General features: G+C 58.4%; 17 protein-coding genes. 10 read left to right on the top strand and 7 right to left on the bottom strand.

Translation table 11 applies throughout. The annotated features are described in order from the left end of the window. The first annotated feature begins 76 nt into the window (after nucleotides 1–76). From ahpC to ACA056_RS15305, 3 genes are all read left to right on the top strand, one after another. Complete coding sequence (ahpC, locus tag ACA056_RS15315; RefSeq protein ID WP_007975937.1) at nucleotides 77–640, top strand: alkyl hydroperoxide reductase subunit C; 564 nt, start codon at nucleotides 77–79, stop codon at nucleotides 638–640. 122 nt (nucleotides 641–762) lie between these two features. Then, nucleotides 763–2,325 (top strand): alkyl hydroperoxide reductase subunit F, encoded by a 1,563-nt coding sequence (ahpF, locus tag ACA056_RS15310; protein ID WP_497265788.1) that lies wholly within the window; start codon nucleotides 763–765, stop codon nucleotides 2,323–2,325. A 354-nt stretch (nucleotides 2,326–2,679) separates the two neighbouring features. Beyond that, nucleotides 2,680–3,675: an IS110 family RNA-guided transposase gene (locus ACA056_RS15305; RefSeq protein ID WP_497265786.1), complete on the top strand. Its 996-nt coding sequence runs from the start codon at nucleotides 2,680–2,682 to the stop codon at nucleotides 3,673–3,675. A gap of 74 nt (nucleotides 3,676–3,749) precedes the next feature. Here ACA056_RS15305 and gloA read toward each other — a convergent pair whose 3' ends face one another. Next, complete coding sequence (gloA, locus tag ACA056_RS15300; protein ID WP_033055156.1) at nucleotides 3,750–4,271, bottom strand: lactoylglutathione lyase; 522 nt, start codon at nucleotides 4,269–4,271, stop codon at nucleotides 3,750–3,752. A 145-nt stretch (nucleotides 4,272–4,416) separates the two neighbouring features. Here gloA and ACA056_RS15295 point away from each other — a divergent pair, with 145 nt between their 5' ends. Beyond that, nucleotides 4,417–4,941, top strand: a complete 525-nt coding sequence (locus ACA056_RS15295) for a DUF4946 domain-containing protein (protein ID WP_403143384.1) — start codon at nucleotides 4,417–4,419, stop codon at nucleotides 4,939–4,941. A gap of 173 nt (nucleotides 4,942–5,114) precedes the next feature. Here the strand turns inward: ACA056_RS15295 and ACA056_RS15290 are convergent, their stop codons facing one another. From ACA056_RS15290 to ACA056_RS15280, 3 genes are all read right to left on the bottom strand, one after another. Next, nucleotides 5,115–5,477: a histone-like nucleoid-structuring protein, MvaT/MvaU family gene (locus tag ACA056_RS15290; protein WP_008155126.1), complete on the bottom strand. Its 363-nt coding sequence runs from the start codon at nucleotides 5,475–5,477 to the stop codon at nucleotides 5,115–5,117. 233 nt (nucleotides 5,478–5,710) lie between these two features. Next, nucleotides 5,711–7,246 carry an EAL domain-containing protein gene (locus ACA056_RS15285; RefSeq protein ID WP_497265783.1) on the bottom strand — a complete coding sequence of 512 codons (1,536 nt, stop codon included), beginning with the start codon at nucleotides 7,244–7,246 and terminating at the stop codon, nucleotides 5,711–5,713. A 112-nt stretch (nucleotides 7,247–7,358) separates the two neighbouring features. Continuing rightward, nucleotides 7,359–8,231, bottom strand: a complete 873-nt coding sequence (locus ACA056_RS15280) for a LysR family transcriptional regulator (RefSeq protein ID WP_497265781.1) — start codon at nucleotides 8,229–8,231, stop codon at nucleotides 7,359–7,361. A 79-nt stretch (nucleotides 8,232–8,310) separates the two neighbouring features. Here ACA056_RS15280 and ACA056_RS15275 point away from each other — a divergent pair, with 79 nt between their 5' ends. Continuing rightward, nucleotides 8,311–9,255: a DMT family transporter gene (locus ACA056_RS15275; protein ID WP_497265779.1), complete on the top strand. Its 945-nt coding sequence runs from the start codon at nucleotides 8,311–8,313 to the stop codon at nucleotides 9,253–9,255. A gap of 252 nt (nucleotides 9,256–9,507) precedes the next feature. Further along, entirely contained in the window at nucleotides 9,508–10,584 is a 1,077-nt protein-coding gene (gene hppD, locus ACA056_RS15270) for a 4-hydroxyphenylpyruvate dioxygenase (protein WP_046047435.1), read from the top strand. Between the two features lie 65 nt (nucleotides 10,585–10,649). Here the strand turns inward: hppD and rarD are convergent, their stop codons facing one another. From rarD to ACA056_RS15255, 3 genes are all read right to left on the bottom strand, one after another. After that, on the bottom strand, nucleotides 10,650–11,537 hold the full coding sequence (gene rarD, locus ACA056_RS15265) for an EamA family transporter RarD (RefSeq protein ID WP_497265777.1): 888 nt from the start codon (nucleotides 11,535–11,537) through the stop codon (nucleotides 10,650–10,652). Nucleotides 11,538–11,835: 298 nt separating this feature from the next. Further along, nucleotides 11,836–12,849: an aldo/keto reductase gene (locus ACA056_RS15260; protein WP_111450105.1), complete on the bottom strand. Its 1,014-nt coding sequence runs from the start codon at nucleotides 12,847–12,849 to the stop codon at nucleotides 11,836–11,838. 133 nt (nucleotides 12,850–12,982) lie between these two features. After that, a complete protein-coding gene (locus ACA056_RS15255; RefSeq protein ID WP_046047218.1) occupies nucleotides 12,983–14,293 on the bottom strand; it encodes an MFS transporter in 1,311 nt (436 codons plus the stop codon). Nucleotides 14,294–14,462: 169 nt separating this feature from the next. On the opposite strand from ACA056_RS15255, the gene ACA056_RS15250 reads away from it, so the two are divergent. The 4 genes from ACA056_RS15250 to ACA056_RS15235 all read left to right on the top strand — a co-directional run bounded on the left by ACA056_RS15250 (nucleotide 14,463) and on the right by ACA056_RS15235 (nucleotide 20,100). Then, nucleotides 14,463–15,575 carry a sugar diacid recognition domain-containing protein gene (locus ACA056_RS15250; protein ID WP_497265775.1) on the top strand — a complete coding sequence of 371 codons (1,113 nt, stop codon included), beginning with the start codon at nucleotides 14,463–14,465 and terminating at the stop codon, nucleotides 15,573–15,575. A 155-nt stretch (nucleotides 15,576–15,730) separates the two neighbouring features. Continuing rightward, the gene (locus ACA056_RS15245; RefSeq protein WP_497265774.1) at nucleotides 15,731–16,873 is read left to right on the top strand and encodes a glycerate kinase; all 1,143 of its coding nucleotides are present in this window, start codon (nucleotides 15,731–15,733) and stop codon (nucleotides 16,871–16,873) included. Nucleotides 16,874–17,245: 372 nt separating this feature from the next. Next, nucleotides 17,246–18,871, top strand: a complete 1,626-nt coding sequence (locus ACA056_RS15240; RefSeq protein WP_497265772.1) for a methyl-accepting chemotaxis protein — start codon at nucleotides 17,246–17,248, stop codon at nucleotides 18,869–18,871. A 41-nt stretch (nucleotides 18,872–18,912) separates the two neighbouring features. Further along, nucleotides 18,913–20,100, top strand: coding sequence for a pyridoxal phosphate-dependent aminotransferase (locus tag ACA056_RS15235; protein WP_497265770.1), 1,188 nt, complete (start codon nucleotides 18,913–18,915; stop codon nucleotides 20,098–20,100). The last annotated feature ends 104 nt before the right edge of the window (nucleotides 20,101–20,204 follow it).

The following is a 20,204-nucleotide window of genomic DNA, read 5'->3' as shown; positions in this document are numbered from 1 at the left end:
ATCCGGCAATCGAGTCGGTAGGATTCACTCCATCAACTTCTCAACCAAACTTTTCAACCCTGACGGAGAGTCATCGATGCCTATCATCAACAGCCAAGTTAAACCGTTCAAAGCTGACGCCTTTAAAAATGGCGACTTCGTAAAAGTGTCGGACGCTGACCTGAAAGGCAAGTGGTCTGTCGTGTTCTTCTACCCTGCCGACTTCACCTTCGTTTGCCCGACCGAACTGGAAGACCTGGCTGACAACTACGACGCTTTCCAGAAGCTGGGCGTCGAGATCTACAGCGTTTCCACCGATACCCACTTTGCCCACGCGGCCTGGCACAACACTTCGCCAGCCATCGGCAAAATCCAGTACACCATGATCGGCGACCCGACTCACGCCATCTCCCGCAACTTCGACGTGCTGATCGAAGAAGCAGGTCTGGCTGACCGTGGCACCTTTGTGATCAACCCTGAAGGCCAGATCAAAATCGTCGAACTGAACGACGGCGGCGTTGGCCGTGACGCTTCCGAGCTGCTGCGCAAAATCAAGGCTGCTCAGTACGTCGCTGCTCACCCAGGCCAGGTTTGCCCAGCCAAGTGGAAAGAAGGCGAGGCCACTCTGGCTCCGTCCCTGGACCTGGTCGGCAAGATCTAAGTCTGTGAAAGCACTATCAGGGCGGGTTTCCGCACCTAAGTAAGCTGCAACCGCCCTCAAAAACGCCCGGGCGAGATTCGCTCGGGCGTTTTTTTCGTCTCAAGTAAAAGGAAATCGCCCGTATGTTGGACGCCAATCTTAAAGCCCAGTTGAAGTCATACCTGGAACGGGTCACCCAGCCAATCGAGATCATTGCATCCCTCGACGACGGTGCGAAATCCCAGGAAATGCTCGCTCTTCTGAAAGACGTTGCCAGTCTTTCTACCCAAATTACCTTGTTCGACAACGGTGACGATGCCCGTAAACCATCGTTCTCGATCAACCGCCCGGGTGCCGATATCAGCCTGCGTTTCGCCGGCATCCCGATGGGACATGAATTCACATCCCTGGTGCTGGCCTTGCTGCAAGTCGGCGGCCACCCTTCGAAGGCCAGCGTTGAAGTGATCGAACAGATCCGTTCGCTCAAAGGCGAGTTCAACTTCGAAACTTACTTCTCGCTGTCCTGCCAGAACTGCCCGGACGTGGTCCAGGCATTGAACCTGATGGCCGTGCTGAACCCGAACATCCGCCACGTCGCTATCGACGGCGCGCTGTTCCAGGCCGAAGTCGATGATCGTCAGATCATGGCCGTGCCAAGCATTTACCTCAACGGCGTGAACTTCGGCCAGGGCCGCATGGGCCTGGAGGAGATTCTTGCCAAGATCGACACCAGCGGCATCGAACGTCAGGCCGAGAAGATCAGCGCCAAAGAAGCCTTTGACGTACTGGTCGTCGGCGGTGGCCCGGCAGGTGCGTCGGCCGCGATCTATGCCGCCCGTAAAGGCATTCGTACCGGCGTGGCGGCTGAACGTTTTGGTGGGCAGGTGCTGGACACCATGGCCATCGAGAACTTCATCTCCGTGCAGGAAACCGAAGGGCCGAAACTGGCCGTGGCGCTGGAAGAACACGTCAAACAATACGACGTTGACATCATGAACCTGCAACGCGCCGACAAGTTGGTGCCGGGCAAGAGCGGTGAGCTGCACGAAGTCCACTTCGCCAGCGGCGCGACCCTGAAAGCCAAGACCGTGATCCTGGCGACCGGTGCGCGGTGGCGTGAAATGAACGTCCCGGGTGAGCAGCAATACCGCAACAAAGGCGTGGCGTACTGCCCGCACTGCGACGGTCCGCTATTCAAAGGCAAGCGTGTGGCGGTGATTGGCGGCGGTAACTCCGGCGTCGAAGCGGCCATCGACCTGGCGGGTATCGTGTCCCACGTAACACTGCTGGAGTTCGACGAGCAGCTGCGCGCCGATGCGGTTTTGCAGCGCAAGTTGCACAGCCTGCCGAACGTCACCGTGATCACCAGTGCGCAAACCACTGAAGTGTTGGGCGACGGTCAGAAGGTCAACGGCCTGCGCTACAAGGATCGTCAGTCGGACGAGCTGCGTACCGTCGAGCTGGAAGGGATCTTCGTGCAGATCGGTTTGCTGCCTAACACCGACTGGCTCAAAGGCACCATCGAGTTGTCGCCTCGCGGTGAGATCATCGTCGATGCCCGCGGTGAAACGTCGATGCCGGGCGTGTTCGCTGCCGGTGACGTGACCACCGTGCCGTACAAACAGATCGTGATTGCGGTGGGCGAGGGCGCCAAAGCCTCCCTGAGCGCATTCGATCACTTGATCCGCACCTCCGCTCCGGCATAAAACCCGACGCTGAAAACACAAAAACCCCATGAGCGATCATGGGGTTTTTTGTGTGTGACTCAAAAGATCGCAGGCTTCGCCAGCTCCTTGTATGTTGACCTTGATTCCAACGAGAGAGGTTACGCTCAAGGATTCATACAACAGCAAGTGCGTTTCTGGGGGAGGCCGATAGCTCCTGAAGGCAGGATTTGCTCCTGACCTTGTCTGTAGAGAGGCCCCCCCGCCTCATTGCCCACCACGAAGAGTATCGAGAAGCCGACAAGTCGGACTTCGCATTACAAGGTTGCAGTGGCATGAAATTCGAGGTCGGGGGAACCAGGGGCAATCTTACCGAAAGTCAGGGAAGTGAAAAGCATGAATACTCATGTCGGCATAGACATTGGTGCGCGCACGTCTGTCATGGGATGGCGGCAGAGCGGTAAAACATCAGGCCAGTGGGACGTTCAGCACACGCCCAAAGGACGTAAGGCTGCCGTGACAAAGATGTTAGGTCTCAAACCGCTGAGTGTGGTCATGGAGGCCACTGGCATTTACTACCTGGATCTTGCATTGGAGTTGCACGCTGCCGGCCTGCCGGTCTCGGTGATCAACCCCAAAAGCTTCCACAATTTTGCAAAAGTGATGCTGCAAAACAGCAAAACTGACCAGATAGACGCTCAATTGCTGGCTGAATATGGCGAGCGCATGACTCCCAGGCTTTGGGTTCCGCCTACTACCGATCAAATGACGCTGCGTGCGATTGGCCGCCATATCAATCGGCTGATTGGTCATCGAACACGAGCCAAAAACGAATTACACGCGCTACAAGCGACAGAAACGAGTGTGGAGCTGCTGATCGAGGATGAGAAAGAGGCGATTGCAGGGCTGGACACACGGATTGATCGCTTGAAGAAAGCCGCACGTGATGCCATCGCCAAATGCCCGGATCTGAGTTTACAGTTTCGCTGCATGATGGCGGCCCCCGGCGTTGGAGAAGCCTCAGCCATCGCCGCACTGGCTGAGCTGACAACCCTTCCGGTAACGCTTAAATCGGCGCAGGTAAGCCGCTATGCAGGCCTGGATGTCAGGTTGACCCAGTCAGGCACCAGCGTGAACCGGCCAGGGCGAATGTCCAAATGCGGTAATGCTTACTTGCGCGCAGCGATGTTCATGCCGGCGATGACGGCAATCCGTTGTGATGAGAGTGTGAAGGCCTTCTACGAGGCTCTGGTAGCGCGCGGCAAGAAGAAAATGCAGGCCATCGGTGCGGTCATGCGCAAATACCTAACCGGGTTATGGGCATGCATGCGTTCCGGAGAAGAATTTAATACGGCCAAGCTTTTTAGCGAAAAACATCTCGCGAAAGCTTGACCGTGAACAGAGTATCTACAGGGTTCTGTGTACACCTGTAGGAGCTGGCGAAGCCTGCGATCTTTTGATTTTGATTACATCGGTGCGGGTTGAATGATCTCAACCCAATAAGCATCCGGGTCTTTGATGAACGCCAGGCTCTTCATACGGCCGTCATTCAGGCGTTTCTGGAAATCGCAGCCCAGCGCTTCGAAGCGCTCGCACGCAGCGACGATATCCGGCACCGAGATGCAGATGTGACCGAAGCCGCGCGGGTCGGTGTTGCCGTTGTGGTAAGCGAAATCCGCGTCGTTCTCGGTGCCGTGGTTGTGGGTCAGTTCGAGAATACCCGGGATCGACTTCATCCACTCAGTGCGTGCAGCGGCGTCGGCCGGGATCTGGTTTTTATCGACCAGCGCCAGGAAGTACAGGCTGAACTCGGCTTCCGGGAAATCGCGCTTTTCCACCAGCGAGAAACCCAAAATGCGCGTGTAGAAATCCAGTGACTTGGTGATGTCCTTGACCCGCAGCATGGTGTGATTGAAGACGAATTTCTGGGTGGCGGTGTCAGGTTGGGCTGTCACGCCTGGGAAGGTGTTCAATTCGTGCAGGCTCATGGGCCCTCCGGAAAATAAGTGGGGCTAACGAATGGCGACAATGATACGCAAGGGCTCTGACATCACCAAACCAAAACAGTCGGCTATTGCCTGACAGACGGGCGAGGCTCAGACTTTACGGTTCAATCCGTGAGTGTTCATTGCAATGATTCGTTTTTGTAAATCGATGTTCGTCCTGATCTGCGTGCTTTCAGGTGTTAACAGCGCTCACGCAGACGAGCCAATCATGACCTGGCCCAACGGCTGGGAGGTCGAAGCCGTCCCGCAAGATGACGCCAACACCCACGTTTCGCGCCAGCGTGCGGTGAAAAACGATCAGGACGGCACACCGGTGATGGTGATGGAGTTGACCATGACTCAGGTAGAAAGTGGTCATCAGGTGAATCTGCAAGGCGTGTTGCTGGAGATGCGCAAGTCGGTGCAGAAGGACTTCTTTCAAGGCGGTTATCAAAGTGTCTGCAACAAGATTCACCCGACGACGTTGAGCCGCTTATCAGCGCTGGAAACTACCTGCACGATCACGCAGAACGGAAGGCATGTGCTCTCTCAAACATTGGTCGCAGCCGTGGATGCCGATAAGGCCTATGTTCTTTCGTACGCGGGGCAGGCCGAGGTTTATAAGGCAAGTCAGGACGAAATAGAGGCTGCCCGTAACAGCTTGAAACTTTAGTTAAAGATTTCAATGGCTGCCGGTTTCAGCGCATTCGGAAATTTTTAGATACCAAAGGGATTAAGCACAAAGTTATTCAACAAGTAGCGAGTTGATCGACGCCAATCGTTGCATTTAGAAGGCGTCCATGAAAAAGCCCTGCATTGGCAGGGCTTTTTTGTCACCGCGAGTGCTTAGCCACGCAGCCAGGAATCAACGGTAGCTGCACCGTATTGTTCCTTCCAGGCTTTCAGGCCGCGGTGGTTGCCACCCTTGGTTTCAATCAGTTCACCGGTGTGCGGGTTCTGATAAACCTTGACCACGCGAGCGCGGCGGGTTTTAGGCGTTGCCTGTTGCAGACCGGATTTTGCCGGGTTCGGATCGAGAATGGCGATGATGTCGCGCAGGCTCTTGCCGTAGGTTTTCATCAGCCCCTGGAGCTTTTCTTCGAATTCGATTTCTTTCTTGAGCCCGGCATCATTCTTCAGGGTTTCCAGCTGCTTGAGCTGCTCTTGAAGGGCCTTTTCAGCTGCACGAAATTCAGCGAGTCTGGACAATATCTTTACTCCAATAGTGTGTTTGGCTGATACCAACCGCAAACAAAGCTATAAGCCAAGAGCCTTGAAGCGACTCGGTGATAATGGCTCACCTGCCAATCTAGCGCAGGCATGAAAAATTGTAGTAGTTAATTGGCCAAGAGTAAATCCTGTCTTTTTCTTCATGTAACAACAGTAGTCTTTTGATTAAAATTGGTGCGCGATCTCCTTGTCTCGTCGCTTAGCGCCGCTAGTTAATGGTGACTTAATGCGTTAATGAAGTCCGCGCCGGGCATCGGCCGACCGAACAGATAACCTTGCAAGAAGTTCACACCGTGGGCGGTCAGATAATCACTTTGCTCAGTGGTTTCCACGCCTTCGGCGACGATACCCAGATCGAGCTTGGCCGAGAGTTCGATGATGGTGTCCAGGATATGCCGTGAGAGGGCGTCAACGCCGATCATGGCGACAAAACTCTGGTCGATTTTCAGAAAGTCCACATTGAACTGACGCAGGTAACCGAGGCTTGAGTGACCGGTGCCGAAGTCATCGATCGCGATCATCACGCCCAGCGCATGAAGCTGCTCGAACAGTTGGTGGGTGATGGTCGTGGGTTCGATGAGTTCGCGCTCGGTGAGTTCCAGCACCAGGCTGACGGCACCCGGTTCGAAGGCCGCGAGGAATTGGCGGCAATCCTCGACCAGTTCCAGGTCCTTGCAGTGGCTGGCGGTAATGTTGATGCCTATGTGAAAAGCGCCATCGAAAGAGGATGAAACAGGCGCCAACAATTCGGCCGTCTGCTGCATCAACGAGCGGGTCATCGGCACAATCAACCCGGAGTGTTCGGCAAACGGAATAAACAGCTCCGGGCGCACCAGACCTTCCTTGGGATGATTCCAGCGCATCAGCACCTCGGCGCCGGACCACTTCTTGTTGTCGCCATGCACCACAGGTTGAAAGTACGGAATGAATTCCGCAGCTTCCAGGGCGCGCCGTATTTCATTGCTCGGCGATGACGAGCGTTTTTGCACAAAGTGCCCGATCAAGCCGGAAATCACACCGAAGAAGATCAGCAAGCTGAACAGCGGTGGATATTCACTGCTCATGAAGCGCCAGGTTTCGCCTTCAGGAAATCCGGCCGCCACCGAAAAGGCGTAACGCGAGGACGCCAATTTGGTTTGCGCCACCGCAAAGGCAGGCAGGGCACCCTCATGGAATTTGCCATCGGCGGACAACCAATGGGGGCCGACTTGCAATAGCAGCAATGTCTTGCGGCCGATCAGCCGCAGTACGTTGCTCAGGTGATACCCGTCCAGGGCGCTCATCGCGCCCTGTTTTTCTTTGCTGAGTCGATACACAAGCAATGCGGTATCCGGCGTGACCGGGTTGCCTTTCATCAGCAACAACGCGCCTTTGCTGTAGTCGCCGGAAACGATCTTTTCCTGAACGTCACCGAACAAAGAGCTGCAGTAAAGGGTGTTGTCCCACACCAGATTGGTCGAGCGCACGAACGGCCGGCGGGTGACCTGTTCGCGCAATGCCAGTTTGATGTCGTTGCAGTTTTGGCCGGCCAGCGGCAGCAGTTCCTGAGCGGCTTGGGCGGTGTTGTCGAGCATCAATTCGAACTGGCGAATGGCTTCTTCGGCCGTCTGTTCAGTACTTTGCTTGAGCGTACGTTCAGCTTGCATATAAAGAATGGCGAACCCCAACAACACCGGGAGTAATCCGCTCAGTAGCGTGACAGCCATCCTGGTGGCGCGTTTGCGGCGGGTTTTGACGTTCAGTGGCATTTGCGAAACCTGTAACGATGAAGTTGGGCTCTCAAATGCTGGCAGGACGGGACGCCTTCCAAAAAGAGTTGGGGTAGAGGCCATGATAGTTGGCCCTCGGTAAGTGTGCCGCTTAGCGGTAGTTCAGGCCCTCGGCCAATTTGATAAAAGCCAGCGTCGCGGGTGATGACTGGCGCTGATCGAGCACTGCCATACCGACCTGACGGGCGACCGGTGGAGACAGTGGTTTTTTCACGTAGCGACTGTCGCGGTCGTCGGGCAATGAGCTTTCGGCGACGACCGTCAGCGCATCGCCTCGGCCAACGGTGTCCAGCGTGCTCAGTAGCTGTGAGCAGCGATAACGGATGTTCGGTGTCAGCCGCGCGGCACTGAACAGCCGCGACACCAGTTCCGACGAGCCGGCCTCAGTCAACACAAACGGGTCGTTGCACAAATCGCTCAGGGCCAGGTTGTCGCGACGGGCCAGCGGATGATCGACGGGCAGCAGCGCGACCATTTGGTCTTCTATCAGCGCAAAGGTGTCGAACCGCTCCTCGGGCAACACCACGAAGCCGATATCGATACGCCGCTCCTCCAGCCACTGGATCACCTGCCGGTCCGGGCCTTCGTCAATGTGGACCTCGATGCCCGGGTGGGCCACGCGGTAGTGCTGCAGGATCCGCGGCAGCAATTTGATCGATGAGGTCGGGCCGAACGAGCCGATGCGCAACGTGCCGCGTTTCATTCCGCGTGCATCGGCCGCTTCCTGGCGCAAGGTGTTGGCCAGGCCCAGCATCGCCCGGGCGCGCAGCAAAAGCTGTTGGCCGATGTCGCTGAGTTCGACCCGGGACTGATGCCGTCGCAGCAGCTCGATGCCCAATTCCTGTTCCAGCGACTTGAGGGCGTGAGAGACCGCGGATTGGGAAATCCCCAAGCGATTGGCTGCCGCCGTAAAACCTTGAAGCTCGGCGACCAGAGAAAATATCTCGAGTTGGGTAAGGGTCATGAGTGTTTACTCATTTTACGATGAGAAGGTATTAGTCAAATGATACGTCATCTCCCCCGATTTCTCGTTCTGGAAACCTATGACGACCTATGAGCAGAGCCTGTCCAACCCTTCGGATGTGCCGGTTTATCTGAAACTGGCTGCCGTCACCATGATCTGGGGCGGCACCTTTGTCGCCGGGCGGTTTCTGGCCGACAGCCTCAGCCCCTTGTTTGCCGCCAGCCTGCGATTCTTGTTGGCCAGCGCGGCGTTACTGGTGTTTCTGCTCCTGGCTCGCGTGCCTCTCGCACGGCCCAGCCCCAGGCAATGGCTGCAATTGGCACTGTTGGGGTTTTTCGGGATCTTTTTCTACAACCTGTGCTTCTTTTATGGGCTGCACTACATCAATGCCTCACGGGCGTCATTGATCGTGGCGTTGAACCCGGCCGTGATCGGGCTGGCGTCATGGCTGTTGTCCAAGGAGCGCTTGAGCCGAGCAAAAGTTTTCGGAATCGCGATCTGCATTACCGGGGCGAGCCTGGTGATCGTCAGCCGTAATCCTCAACTATTGGCCAGCAATCCCGATGCCTGGATCGGCGATCTGTTGATCTTCGGCTGCGTGCTTGGCTGGGGCGTTTATTCGCTGTTCTCCAAAGATTTGAATCAAACCCTGGGGCCGGTGCAAACGGTGACGTACTCGATTCTGTTGGGCACGCTGATGCTGTGGGTGACCAGCGCTGTTCGCGGTGAGTTGAGTGTTACTGCACTCGCCAGCCTCGGACCAACGCAATGGTTGAGCCTGATGTACCTGGGCGTACTGGGTTCGGCGCTGGCCTATATCGGCTATTACGACGGCATTCGCAAAATCGGCGCGACGCGTTCAGGCGTGTTCATTGCCCTGAACCCGCTGACCGCGGTGATCCTCGGGGCGCTGTTGTTAGGCGAGCAGTTGACCCTGGCGATGTGCCTGGGAGGAGGGCTGATCCTCGCGGGGATTTTCCTGTGCAACAAACCCCTTGCGCGAGCAGGGAAAAAGGGGATTTGATACAGAAGGCGGACAAACCGATTTACGCTGTGTAGAATCGGGTTACGCATATAAGAATAATCGTCTTCTGGCAGCAGAAGCCTCGCCCGCAATAGCCTTGGGTCGACAATGAAGAGTTTTGGGTTTCAATTGATCTACGGTGACTTCCTCGCCCGCAGCGTGCGGGGCATCTCCTGCGCGCCACCCGCCGGTCTCAGCATTGCTAGCAACTAACGATCCGTTAATTGACAAGAAAATGATGAGGCGCCAACCATGGCAGATTTATACGAAAACCCAATGGGCCTGATGGGCTTTGAATTCATCGAATTCGCATCGCCAACCCCGAACACCCTGGAGCCGATCTTCGAGATCATGGGCTTCACCAAGGTTGCGACCCACCGTTCCAAAGACGTGCACCTGTATCGTCAGGGCCAGATCAACCTGATCCTCAACAACGAACCTCACAGCGTCGCGTCGTACTTCGCGGCCGAGCACGGTCCGTCGGTGTGCGGCATGGCGTTCCGCGTCAAGAATGCCCAGCAGGCGTTTGCCCGGGCTCAGGAACTGGGCGCTCAGCCGATTCATATCGAAACCGGCCCGATGGAACTGAACCTGCCAGCGATCAAAGGCATCGGCGGCGCGCCGCTGTACCTGATCGACCGTTTCGGCGAAGGCAGCTCGATCTACGACATCGACTTCGTGTTCATCGAAGGCGTTGACCGCAACCCGGTCGGGGCCGGCCTGAAGATCATCGACCACCTGACCCACAACGTGTATCGCGGTCGCATGGCCTACTGGGCCAACTTCTACGAGAAGCTGTTCAACTTCCGCGAGATCCGCTACTTCGACATCAAGGGCGAATACACCGGTCTGACCTCCAAGGCGATGACCGCCCCGGACGGCATGATCAAAATCCCGCTGAACGAAGAATCGTCCAAGGGCGCCGGGCAGATCGAAGAGTTCCTGATGCAGTTCAACGGCGAGGGCATTCAACACGTTGCCTTCCTGACCGATGACCTGATCAAGACCTGGGATCACCTGAAAAGCATCGGCATGCGCTTCATGACCGCGCCGCCGGAAACCTACTACGAAATGCTCGAAGGCCGTTTGCCGAACCACGGTGAGCCGGTTGATCAACTGCAATCGCGCGGCATTCTGCTGGACGGTTCGTCCGAGTCAGGCGATAAGCGTCTGCTGCTGCAGATCTTCTCGGAAACCCTGATGGGCCCGGTGTTCTTCGAGTTCATCCAGCGTAAAGGCGACGATGGTTTCGGCGAAGGCAACTTCAAGGCGTTGTTCGAATCCATCGAACGCGACCAGGTTCGTCGTGGCGTGCTCTCCACCGACTAAGCCGTTTCAGATGTAAAAAAAAGCCCGGTCAGCAGCAATGCTGGCCGGGCTTTTTCGTGCCGGTCCTACATCGATTTCCGTCGATGCCGGACCAGATGTTTGAACCCTTCGAACACCAACACCACAACAGCCAACCAAATCGGGATGTAGGTCAACCATTCGCCGGGCTTGATGGTTTCCCCCAGCAGCAACGCGACGCCGAGCAACAGCACCGGCTCGACGTAACTCAACAATCCGAACAGGCTGAACGGCAACAGCCGGCTGGCGATGATGTAAACCACCAGCGCCGATGCGCTGATGACGCCGAGCAACGGGATCAACAGCGACAGCCACGGGTGTTGATCGAACACGGCGAAACCCTGTTCACCGCCCTGAACGAACCAGAACGCCACCGGAATCATCAAGGCCATGTCCATCCACAAACCGCCGAGGTTGTCGGTCGCCAGTCGTTTGCGCAGGATGAAGTAGAGCGGATAACCGATGACGACCAGCAAGGTCGCCCAGGAAAAACCGCCGACCTGATACAGCTCGTTGAGCACGCCGAGGGAAGCAAAAAACACGGCCACCTTTTGCAGATAAGACAATCGCTCGCCATAGGCGAACCGTCCGGTCAGCACCATGGACAGCGGCAACAGGAAGTAGCCGAGGGACACGTCGAGGCTATAGCCGTTGAGCGGTGCCCACATGAATAGCCAGAGTTGCAGGCCAAGCAGCGTCGCGGAAACGATCAGGCCGGCGAGCAGTTTTGGTTGGCCAACCAGCCGCCGAAAAAGGGCGACCACGCGTTTCCATTCACCGGAGATCACCATGAACACGGTCATGCATGGCAGGGTCAGCAGCATCCGCCAGCCGAAGATTTCTACGCCGCTCAAAGGCGTGAGCAGCGAGGTGTAGTAATACATGACGGCAAACAGCACCGAGGCTGAAACCGATAGAGCGATACCTTTAGACAAACTGTCCTCGCGGGTTGAAGGTCAAACGGGGCGCGCAGGATACGTGGTTTTTGTGCTGAATATTGGCCGAGTGATCAATATTTCCAACATCCCTGCAGAATTTAAAACCGTCGTCCCCTCACCCTAGCCCTCTCCCGGAGGGAGAGGGGACTGACCGAGTGGATTCAAGAAATTTTGCGACCTGAAAGACCTATTCGATTATGGATTCGATGCGGAACTTTCAGGTCGAAGGATATGCTGAACATCCCCCATTCAGTCCCCTCTCCCTCCGGGAGAGGGCTAGGGTGAGGGGAAGATCTCAAGCCAGACGCGGTTTTCGCCCCGACACAAAGTGGCTCACATCATTAAACCCCGGCGTCGACGCATGCCCAGGCACAACCAGCGAATCAATAAACGCCTCATCCTCAGCCGTAATCTTCACCGCTTGAGCCTTAGTGTAGGCATCCCATTGTTCTTCGGTACGCGGTCCAACGATGGCCGAGGTGACGGCGCTGTTGTTCAGCACCCAGGCGATGGCGAATTCCACGATGCCCACGCCGCGACCCTGGGTGTACTGCTGGATCTGCTGAGCAATGCGCAGGGATTCGACGCGCCATTCGGTTTCCAAAATGCGTTTATCTGCGCGGCCGGCGCGGCTGTTGGCATCCGGCTTCACGTCCGGCGCGTATTTACCGCTGAGCACACCACGAGCCAGCGGACTGTAAGGCACCACGCCCAGGCCATAGTTTTGCGCGGCGGTGATCTGCTCGGTTTCCGCCTGACGGTTGACGATGTTGTACAGCGGCTGACTGATCACCGGCCGGTCGACGCCCAGTTGATCGGCCACACGAATCACCTCGGCGATGCGCCAGCCACGGTAGTTCGACAAACCCCAATAGCGAATCTTGCCCTGGCGGATCAAATCGCCGATGGCCGACACCGTGACTTCCAGCGGCGTGTTGTGGTCTTCGCGGTGCAGGTAATAGATGTCGAGATAGTCAGTGCCCAAACGCGTCAGACTGGCGTCGATGCCATTGAACAGGTGCTTGCGGCTCAGACCGCTGCGGTTCGGAACACCGTCCACCGGGCCGAAACCGACCTTGGTCGCCAGCACCCATTCGTGGCGGTTACCGGCAATCGCTTCGCCGACGATCTCTTCGGAGCGGCCGTTGGTGTAAACGTCTGCGGTGTCGATGAAATTGATGCCCTGGTCCCAGGCCTTGTCGATGATCCGCAGGGAATCTTCGGTGCTGGTCTGTTCGCCGAACATCATGGTGCCCAGGGTCAGGGTGGATACTTGCAAACCCGAATGACCCAGTGTGCGGTAGCTCATGACGAAATCCTTTTACCGGTGAGAAAGGCTCAATCAAATACCAGAATGGTGGGGCGGGGCAAACGGAATTATCGATCATCCCCGGACCAAACTGTGGGAGCAAGCTCGCTCCCACAGGGGATTGGTCAACGCGTTAAACCCGCAACGTCCGAGTCATGCGCAGTGCCAGCAAACTCCCGCAAACAATCACGCCCGCCAGCAAATAAAGCGCGGCATCAGTCGACCCGGTACTGTCCTTGACCCAACCCACCAGATACGGACTCAAGAACCCCGCCATCTGCCCCATGGAGTTGATCAACGCCAGACCACCCGCCGCAGCGCCCGCGCTCAGCAGCGCAGTCGGCACCGGCCAGAACATCGGCAGGCCGGTGAGGGCGCCCATGGTGGCGATGGTCAGGCCAAGGATGGCGATGGCCGGGGTAGTCGCAAAGTTCACAGCGATCAACAAACCGACCGCACCCATGAGCATCGGCACCACCAAGTGCCAGCGGCGTTCTTTGCGCAGGTCCGCCGAGCGGCCGACCATCAACATGAACAGCGCCGCCAGCAGGTACGGAATCGCACTGAGCCAGCCGATCACCAGGTTATCGCTGAAGCCCAGGTTCTTGATGATCGACGGCAGCCAGAAGTTGATCGCGTAGACGCCGCTCTGGATGCAGAAGTAGATCAGACCAAACGCCCAGATCGCCGGGTTCTTGAACACCGCCAGCAGCGAGTCAGTGGAAGTTTTCGGTTTATTGGCCAGGTCTTCGGCGTGATCGGCTTCCAGCACCGAGCGCTCGAACGGCGTGAGCCATTTGGCGTTGGCGTAACTGTCGCTGAGCAGGAAGTAGGCGAGGGCGCCGAGGATCACGGTCGGAATGCCTTGCAGCAGGAACATCCACTGCCAGCCCGCCAAACCCGCTTGGCCTGCACCAAAGTGATTGAGAATCCAGCCGGAAAACGGGCTGCCGAGCAGGCCGGACACCGGGATCGCCGACATGAACAACGCCATGATGCGGCCTCGGCGGAAGGTCGGGAACCACTGCGAAAGGTAAAGCACCACGCCCGGGAAGAACCCGGCTTCGGCCGCGCCGGTGAACAGGCGCAGGGTGTAGAACTCGGTCGGTGTGGTGACGAACAGCAAGCAGGTCGAGAGCGAGCCCCAGACGATCATCATCAGCGCGATCCAGCGGCGCGGGCCGAATTTGGTCAGGGCCAGGTTGCTCGGTACGCCGCACAGCACGTAGCCGATAAAGAAGATCCCGGCCCCGAGGCCGTACACGGTTTCGCTGAATTTCAGTGCGTCGAGCATCTGCAGCTTGGCAAATCCAACGTTCACCCGATCGAGGTAGTTGAACAGGTAGCAGATGAAGATGAAGGGAATCAAACGCAGGGTAATGCGTTTGTAGACGGCGTTTTTTTCGTCAACGATGGCCTGGGTAGCGGCGGCGCTCTGTGACATGGCGGGCTCTCTCTTTATTATGATTTTTTGCGATGCAAGGGTAACGTTGACCGCCCGGTGAGTCTCGGCCACCGCTTGGGTCATTGTCTTTGTGCCTGAGCACAGGGTTTGCAACCAAGGCCTGTGCGGGTGAACAATCCGTCCCATCACGCTTTCAAGGATCCCCGTTATGTTCGAACTCGATCACGACCTGGCCCAGGACATCGTCGACCGGGCGATGGCCATCCTGCCGTACAACGTCAACGTCATGGACAGCCAGGGCCTGATTCTTGGCAGCGGCGAGCCGGAGCGGGTCAACACCCGGCATGAAGGCGCGCAACTGGTGCTGGCCAACGGTCGGGTGGTGGAGATCGACGCGCAGACCGCGATCCATCTCAAGGGCGTGCAACCGGGCATCAACTTGCCGCTGTTGCTCGATCAGCGCTTGATTGGCGTGCTGGGCATCACCGGTGAGCCCGAGCAATTGCGCACCTACGCCGAACTGGTGCGGATGACCGCCGAGATGCTGGTCGGCCAGCGCAATCAGCAGGCTGAACAGCAATGGCGGCGCCAGCGTTGCGACGATCTGCTGGCGTTGCTGCTCAGTGAGACCGGGGATTCGCCGCGGCTGATCGACGAAGCGCAACAGCTTGGGCTCAAGCCGCAGATGACGCGGGTGCCGTACCTGTTCGAATTAGGGATGGAGCACGGCCCGGGGCAAACCGTCGAGGCACTCAGCGCCTGGTTGACTTCGCGCTACCCGGACAGTTGGTGCGTGAGTTCGGCCAAGTCCTCGCTGCTGTGGTGTCGACCGGCGGCGCAGGCGATCGAGAATGACCGGCTGCTGGAAAAACTCGACGGCCTCGGCTGGAACATTCTGCGCATCGCCGTAGGCGGGCAGGCGGATGGATTGTCCGGGCTACGTCGTTGCTATCGACGTGTCGGCGACTTGCTGGCCTATGGGCGAGATGTGTTGCCGCACTCCCGTTTGCTGACGCTCAACCGTTATCGGTTGCCGGTGATGCTCTGGCGGCACCGCAACGACGACGCGCTGGACGAGTTGCTCAAACCGCTGCGCAAAGTCATCGCCAAGGATGGCAACGGCCAACTGCTGGCGACTTTGCGCTGTTGGTGCGATCACGATGGACAGAGCCAGGCGTGTGCCGACGCACTGGGCATCCACCGCAATAGCCTGCGTTATCGGATGGAGCGGATTGCCGAGCTTAGTGGTGTTGATCCGTTGAGGCTGGACGGGATGCTTGCTTTGTACCTTGGTGTGCAACTGCTTCCGCAAACTGAGTAGAGATGTGGCGACTGCAATGACGCCTTCGCGAGCAGGCACCACAATGTCTGTTTTGTGGAAATGAACAATAATCGCCAGCGCCGCTTGTGCAGCGGACCGGCGTTATTGTTCTTGCCTGCTGGCAGCATGGAACGCATTGGAACTGGAGAATTCGCATGAAAATCGTCATCGCCCCCGATTCGTTCAAGGACAGCCTGAGTGCCCAGGGTGTGGCTGATGCCATTGCTCTGGGGTTGGCGCAGGTTTGGCCCGATGCGCTCCTGGTCAAATGCCCGATGGCGGACGGCGGGGAGGGGACCGTCGAGTCGGTTCTGGCGGCGTGCGAGGGCGAACTGCGCCGCACCCAAGTCCGCGGGCCGCTCGGCGCAACGGTTGACGCCGCCTGGGGCTGGTTGCCCCAGAGCCACACCGCGATCATCGAAATGGCCGAGGCCAGTGGCTTGCAACTGGTTCCGCCGGGCAAGCGTGATGCGTGCTTCAGCAGCACGTTCGGCACCGGCGAGTTGATCCGCGCGGCGCTCGATGCCGGGGCGCAACGGGTCATTCTGGCGATTGGCGGCAGCGCCACCAACGACGGTGGTGCCGGGGCGATGCAGGCCTTGGGCGTGAAGCTACAGGACGCACATGGCCGAACACTGGCACCGGGTGGTTTGGCGCTTGGACAGCTTGCCCGCATTGATCTGAGTGAAATCGATCCGCGTCTGGCCGAGGTGCAATTTGACATCGCCGCCGACGTCAACAATCCACTGTGCGGCCCTCACGGTGCCTCGGCGATTTTCGGCCCGCAAAAAGGGGCATCGGCCGAGCAAGTCGAGCAACTGGATCGAGCGCTCGGGCACTTTGCTGAACGGTGTGCTCAGGTCCTGAACAAAGACGTGCGTGACGAACCGGGCAGCGGTGCGGCAGGCGGCCTGGGGTTTGCTGCCAAGGCGTTTTTGGGGGCGCAGTTCAAGGCTGGCGTCGAAGTGGTCGCCGAACTGGTTGGCCTGGACGATGCGGTCAAGGGCGCTGACCTGGTGATCACCGGTGAAGGTCGTTTCGACGCTCAGACCCTGCGCGGCAAGACGCCGTTTGGTGTGGCGCGTATTGCTCGGCAGCACGGCGTGCCGGTGATCGTTCTCGCCGGGACACTGGGTGAGGGTTATCAGGCGCTGTACGAACATGGCATCGATGCCGCGTTTGCCTTGGCCAGTGGACCGATGACGCTGGAGCAGGCGTGTGCCGAGGCGCCGCGGTTGTTGCGGGAGCGGGCGAGTGATGTGGCGCGGGTTTGGCGGGTGGCTTTGCGTAAGGCTTGAGTCTTGCGTTGAATTTTAGAGCCACCCCTCACCCCAACCCTCTCCCCAGCGGGGAGAGGGGGAAAGGGGGCCGATCTCCATGCTTTTCAAAAGCTGAGTTCGACTCGCAATTGCAGGTCGCAGTATCTCGACCAAACACCTCGGTCAGTCCCCTCTACCCCCTGGGGAGAGGGTTAGGGTGAGGGGCGGTTCCAAACTTGAAATAAATTTCTCAACGCCCCGCAGAAAACCTCATCCCCAGCCGATACAGCCAATAGGCCCACACAAACCTATTCCAACAGTGGCGCCAAACTGAACGCGCGTGCGCTACCGCCCGCCATTCAGTGATCACGGCAAGGATGCTCGCAGCCTTACTCACCCGAGACCAGTCCTATGTCACTGCGTAATCTGAATATCGCGCCTCGAGCTTTCCTGGGTTTTGCCTTCATTGCCTTGCTCGTCATCGTGCTGAGTGTGTTTGCCGTGAACCGCATGACGAGCATCCACCAAGCGTCCATCGACATGGAAACCACGCAGCTGCCCAGCGTCGGGTTTCTCGGCAACCTGACGGAAAACGTCCTGCGCATGCGCATTCTCTCTTTCCGGGTGTTGGTCAACCGTGATCCGACCGCGTTGCAGGAAGCCCAGACGCGTATCGGCGTGCTGGTCGACAAGGTTCGCAGCGCACAATCGAGTTATGCCGCGTTGTCGGCCACCCCGGAAGAGGCCGCACTGTACAAGACGTTCACGGCAACGCTGGACAGCTACATGCAAGCCCAGACCCAGATGCTGGAGCTGTCGCGGCAGAACAAGCTCGAAGAGATGCGCACGCTGATCAACACCCGGATCAAGGACGGTACGGACCAGATGGGCGAGCAACTGAACAAACTGGTGGCGCTGAATAATTCCGATGCGAAAACCGCATCGGCCGCAGCGGGCGAGCAGTACCGCAGCGCGATTACCGGCATCATCGTTGTGGCGGTGATTGCGGCGCTGATGACCGTGCTGCTGGCCTGGCTGCTGACCCGCAGCATCGTCACACCACTGAACCGTGCGCTGCAGGCTGCGCAAACCATTGCGGGCGGCAACCTGACCAACGTCATCGAGGTGGACGGCAAGGACGAACCGGCCCGCTTGCTCGTAGCCTTGTCCGCGATGCAGGCCAGCCTACGCAAAACCATCGAACAGATCGCCGGTTCCGCCACCCAACTGGGTGCCGCCGCTGAAGAACTCAGCACGGTCACCCAAGAAGCGTCCCGCGGTCTGCAACAGCAGACCAACGAAATCGAACAGGCCGCCACCGCGGTCAACGAAATGACCGCAGCCGTAGAAGAAGTGGCGCGCAACGCGGTGTCGACGTCCGAAGCCTCGAACCAGTCGACTCAGGCTGCCCGCGAAGGTCGCGACCGTGTGGTGGAAACCGTCGGCGCGATCCAGACCATGACCCACGATGTGCAAAACACCTCGGTGATGATCGAAGGCCTGGCCGCTCAGGGACGCGACATCGGCAAGGTGCTGGACGTGATCCGCGCCATCGCCGAACAGACTAACCTGCTGGCCCTCAACGCCGCGATCGAAGCCGCCCGTGCCGGTGAAGCCGGGCGCGGTTTTGCGGTGGTGGCGGACGAGGTCCGGGCGCTGGCCCATCGCACCGCGCAATCGACTCAGGAAATCGAAAAAATGGTCGCCGGCATCCAGAACGGCACCGGCCAAGCGGTCTCCTCAATGCAGCAAAGCAATCAACGCACCCAAAGCACCCTGGAAATGGCCCGCGCCGCCGGCGTTGCGCTGGAGCAGATCACTCAGTCGATCCAGCTGATCAACGAACGCAACCTGGTGATCGCCAGCGCATCCGAAGAACAGGCCCAAGTGTCCCGCGAGGTTGACCGCAACCTGGTGAACATCCGCGACCTGGCCACCCAGTCCGCCGCCGGTGCCAACCAGACTAGTGCCGCGACGCACGAACTGTCGCGCCTGGCCGTGGATTTAAATGCCATGGTGGCGCGTTTCGTGATTTGAGATAGGGTTGTGGCTTGGAACCCGCGCGACTGGAGAAATACATGCGCTATTCAGCCTTGACCAAAAGAATCGCCGGTGACGGCGCAGCGGCCTGGCAGATTCATGACCGAGCACTGGAATTACTCGAGCAGGGTGTTGATGTGCTGCTGCTATCGATCGGCGATCCCGACTTCGATACGCCGCAGCCCATCGTTCAGGCGTGCATCGATAGCTTGTTGGCCGGTGACACCCACTACCCGTCAGTACGTGGCAGTCGGGGGTTGCGCGATAGCATTGCCAAGCGTCATCGACGTCGCAGTGGTCAAGCGGTGGATGCCGATCATGTGATCGTGTTGCCGGGTGCGCAGTGTGCGGTGTATTCAGTCGCGCAATGCCTGCTCGACCCGGGCGATGAAGTGATCGTCGCCGAACCGATGTACGTGACTTATGAAGGCGTGTTCGGCGCCTGCGCGGCCAAAGTGGTGCCGGTGGCGGTGCGCCCCGAGAACGGCTTTCGGGTCGATCCGGCGGATGTCGCGGCGCTGATCACGCCTAAAACCCGAGCCATCGTGCTCAACAGTCCGAACAATCCTTCCGGCGCCAGTTTGCCGCTGATGGTCTGGCAGGAACTGGCATCGTTGTGTGTTCGTCACGACCTGTGGCTGATCAGCGACGAGGTCTACAGTGATCTGTTGTACGAAGGCGAACACATCAGCCCGGCGAGCCTGCCGGGCATGGCCGAGCGCACCGCGACCATCAACAGCCTGTCCAAATCCCACGCCATGAGCGGTTGGCGGGTGGGCTGGGTGATCGGACCCAAACCCTTGGCCGAACATTTGGTGCACCTGTCGTTGTGCATGCTGTTTGGTATTCCGGATTTCATTCAGAACGCCGCGCAATTGGCGCTGGATGAAGATCTGCCGGAAGTGGCGTTGATGCGCGAGGAGTATCGCCAGCGTCGCGACCTGGTGTGCGCGAGCCTGAGTGATTGCCCGGGCATCCGGCCGATCCGGCCTGATGGCGGGATGTTCGTGATGATCGATGTACGCCAGACCGGGTTGTGTGCCCAGAGTTTTGCCGAACGACTGCTGGAAGGTTATGGCGTGTCAGTGCTGGCGGGTGAAGCGTTCGGCCCGAGTGCGGCGGGGCATATTCGATTGGGGTTGGTGGTGGATCAGCTGAAGCTGGCGGATGCATGCCGACGGATCGTGATGTGCGCTGCGGACCTTCTGGAGGCACGCCGGGCCTGAAAGTTTGCGTTGCCATTGCCGGCCTCATCGCGAGCAAGCTCGCTCCCACACTGGATCTGCGGTGTTCATAGATCCCTGTGGGAGCGAGCTTGCTCCGGGCGGCG

The sequence above is a fragment of the Pseudomonas sp. LBUM1666 genome, from assembly GCF_059695775.1.
This window is presented reverse-complemented; position numbering and strand designations above follow the sequence as displayed.

What these genes read in the sequence shown, in the direction of transcription:
- ACA056_RS15240 (WP_497265772.1), top strand. Translation starts at nt 17,246, where the DNA reads ATGTCACTGCGTAATCTGAATATCGCGCCTCGAGCTTTCCTGGGTTTT.
- ACA056_RS15245 (WP_497265774.1), top strand. Translation starts at nt 15,731, where the DNA reads ATGAAAATCGTCATCGCCCCCGATTCGTTCAAGGACAGCCTGAGTGCC.
- hppD (WP_046047435.1), top strand. Translation starts at nt 9,508, where the DNA reads ATGGCAGATTTATACGAAAACCCAATGGGCCTGATGGGCTTTGAATTC.
- ahpC (WP_007975937.1), top strand. Translation starts at nt 77, where the DNA reads ATGCCTATCATCAACAGCCAAGTTAAACCGTTCAAAGCTGACGCCTTT.
- ACA056_RS15250 (WP_497265775.1), top strand. Translation starts at nt 14,463, where the DNA reads ATGTTCGAACTCGATCACGACCTGGCCCAGGACATCGTCGACCGGGCG.
- gloA (WP_033055156.1), bottom strand. Translation starts at nt 4,271, where the DNA reads ATGAGCCTGCACGAATTGAACACCTTCCCAGGCGTGACAGCCCAACCT.
- ahpF (WP_497265788.1), top strand. Translation starts at nt 763, where the DNA reads ATGTTGGACGCCAATCTTAAAGCCCAGTTGAAGTCATACCTGGAACGG.
- ACA056_RS15280 (WP_497265781.1), bottom strand. Translation starts at nt 8,231, where the DNA reads ATGACCCTTACCCAACTCGAGATATTTTCTCTGGTCGCCGAGCTTCAA.
- ACA056_RS15295 (WP_403143384.1), top strand. Translation starts at nt 4,417, where the DNA reads ATGATTCGTTTTTGTAAATCGATGTTCGTCCTGATCTGCGTGCTTTCA.
- ACA056_RS15285 (WP_497265783.1), bottom strand. Translation starts at nt 7,246, where the DNA reads ATGCCACTGAACGTCAAAACCCGCCGCAAACGCGCCACCAGGATGGCT.
- ACA056_RS15305 (WP_497265786.1), top strand. Translation starts at nt 2,680, where the DNA reads ATGAATACTCATGTCGGCATAGACATTGGTGCGCGCACGTCTGTCATG.
- ACA056_RS15255 (WP_046047218.1), bottom strand. Translation starts at nt 14,293, where the DNA reads ATGTCACAGAGCGCCGCCGCTACCCAGGCCATCGTTGACGAAAAAAAC.
- ACA056_RS15260 (WP_111450105.1), bottom strand. Translation starts at nt 12,849, where the DNA reads ATGAGCTACCGCACACTGGGTCATTCGGGTTTGCAAGTATCCACCCTG.
- ACA056_RS15275 (WP_497265779.1), top strand. Translation starts at nt 8,311, where the DNA reads ATGACGACCTATGAGCAGAGCCTGTCCAACCCTTCGGATGTGCCGGTT.
- ACA056_RS15235 (WP_497265770.1), top strand. Translation starts at nt 18,913, where the DNA reads ATGCGCTATTCAGCCTTGACCAAAAGAATCGCCGGTGACGGCGCAGCG.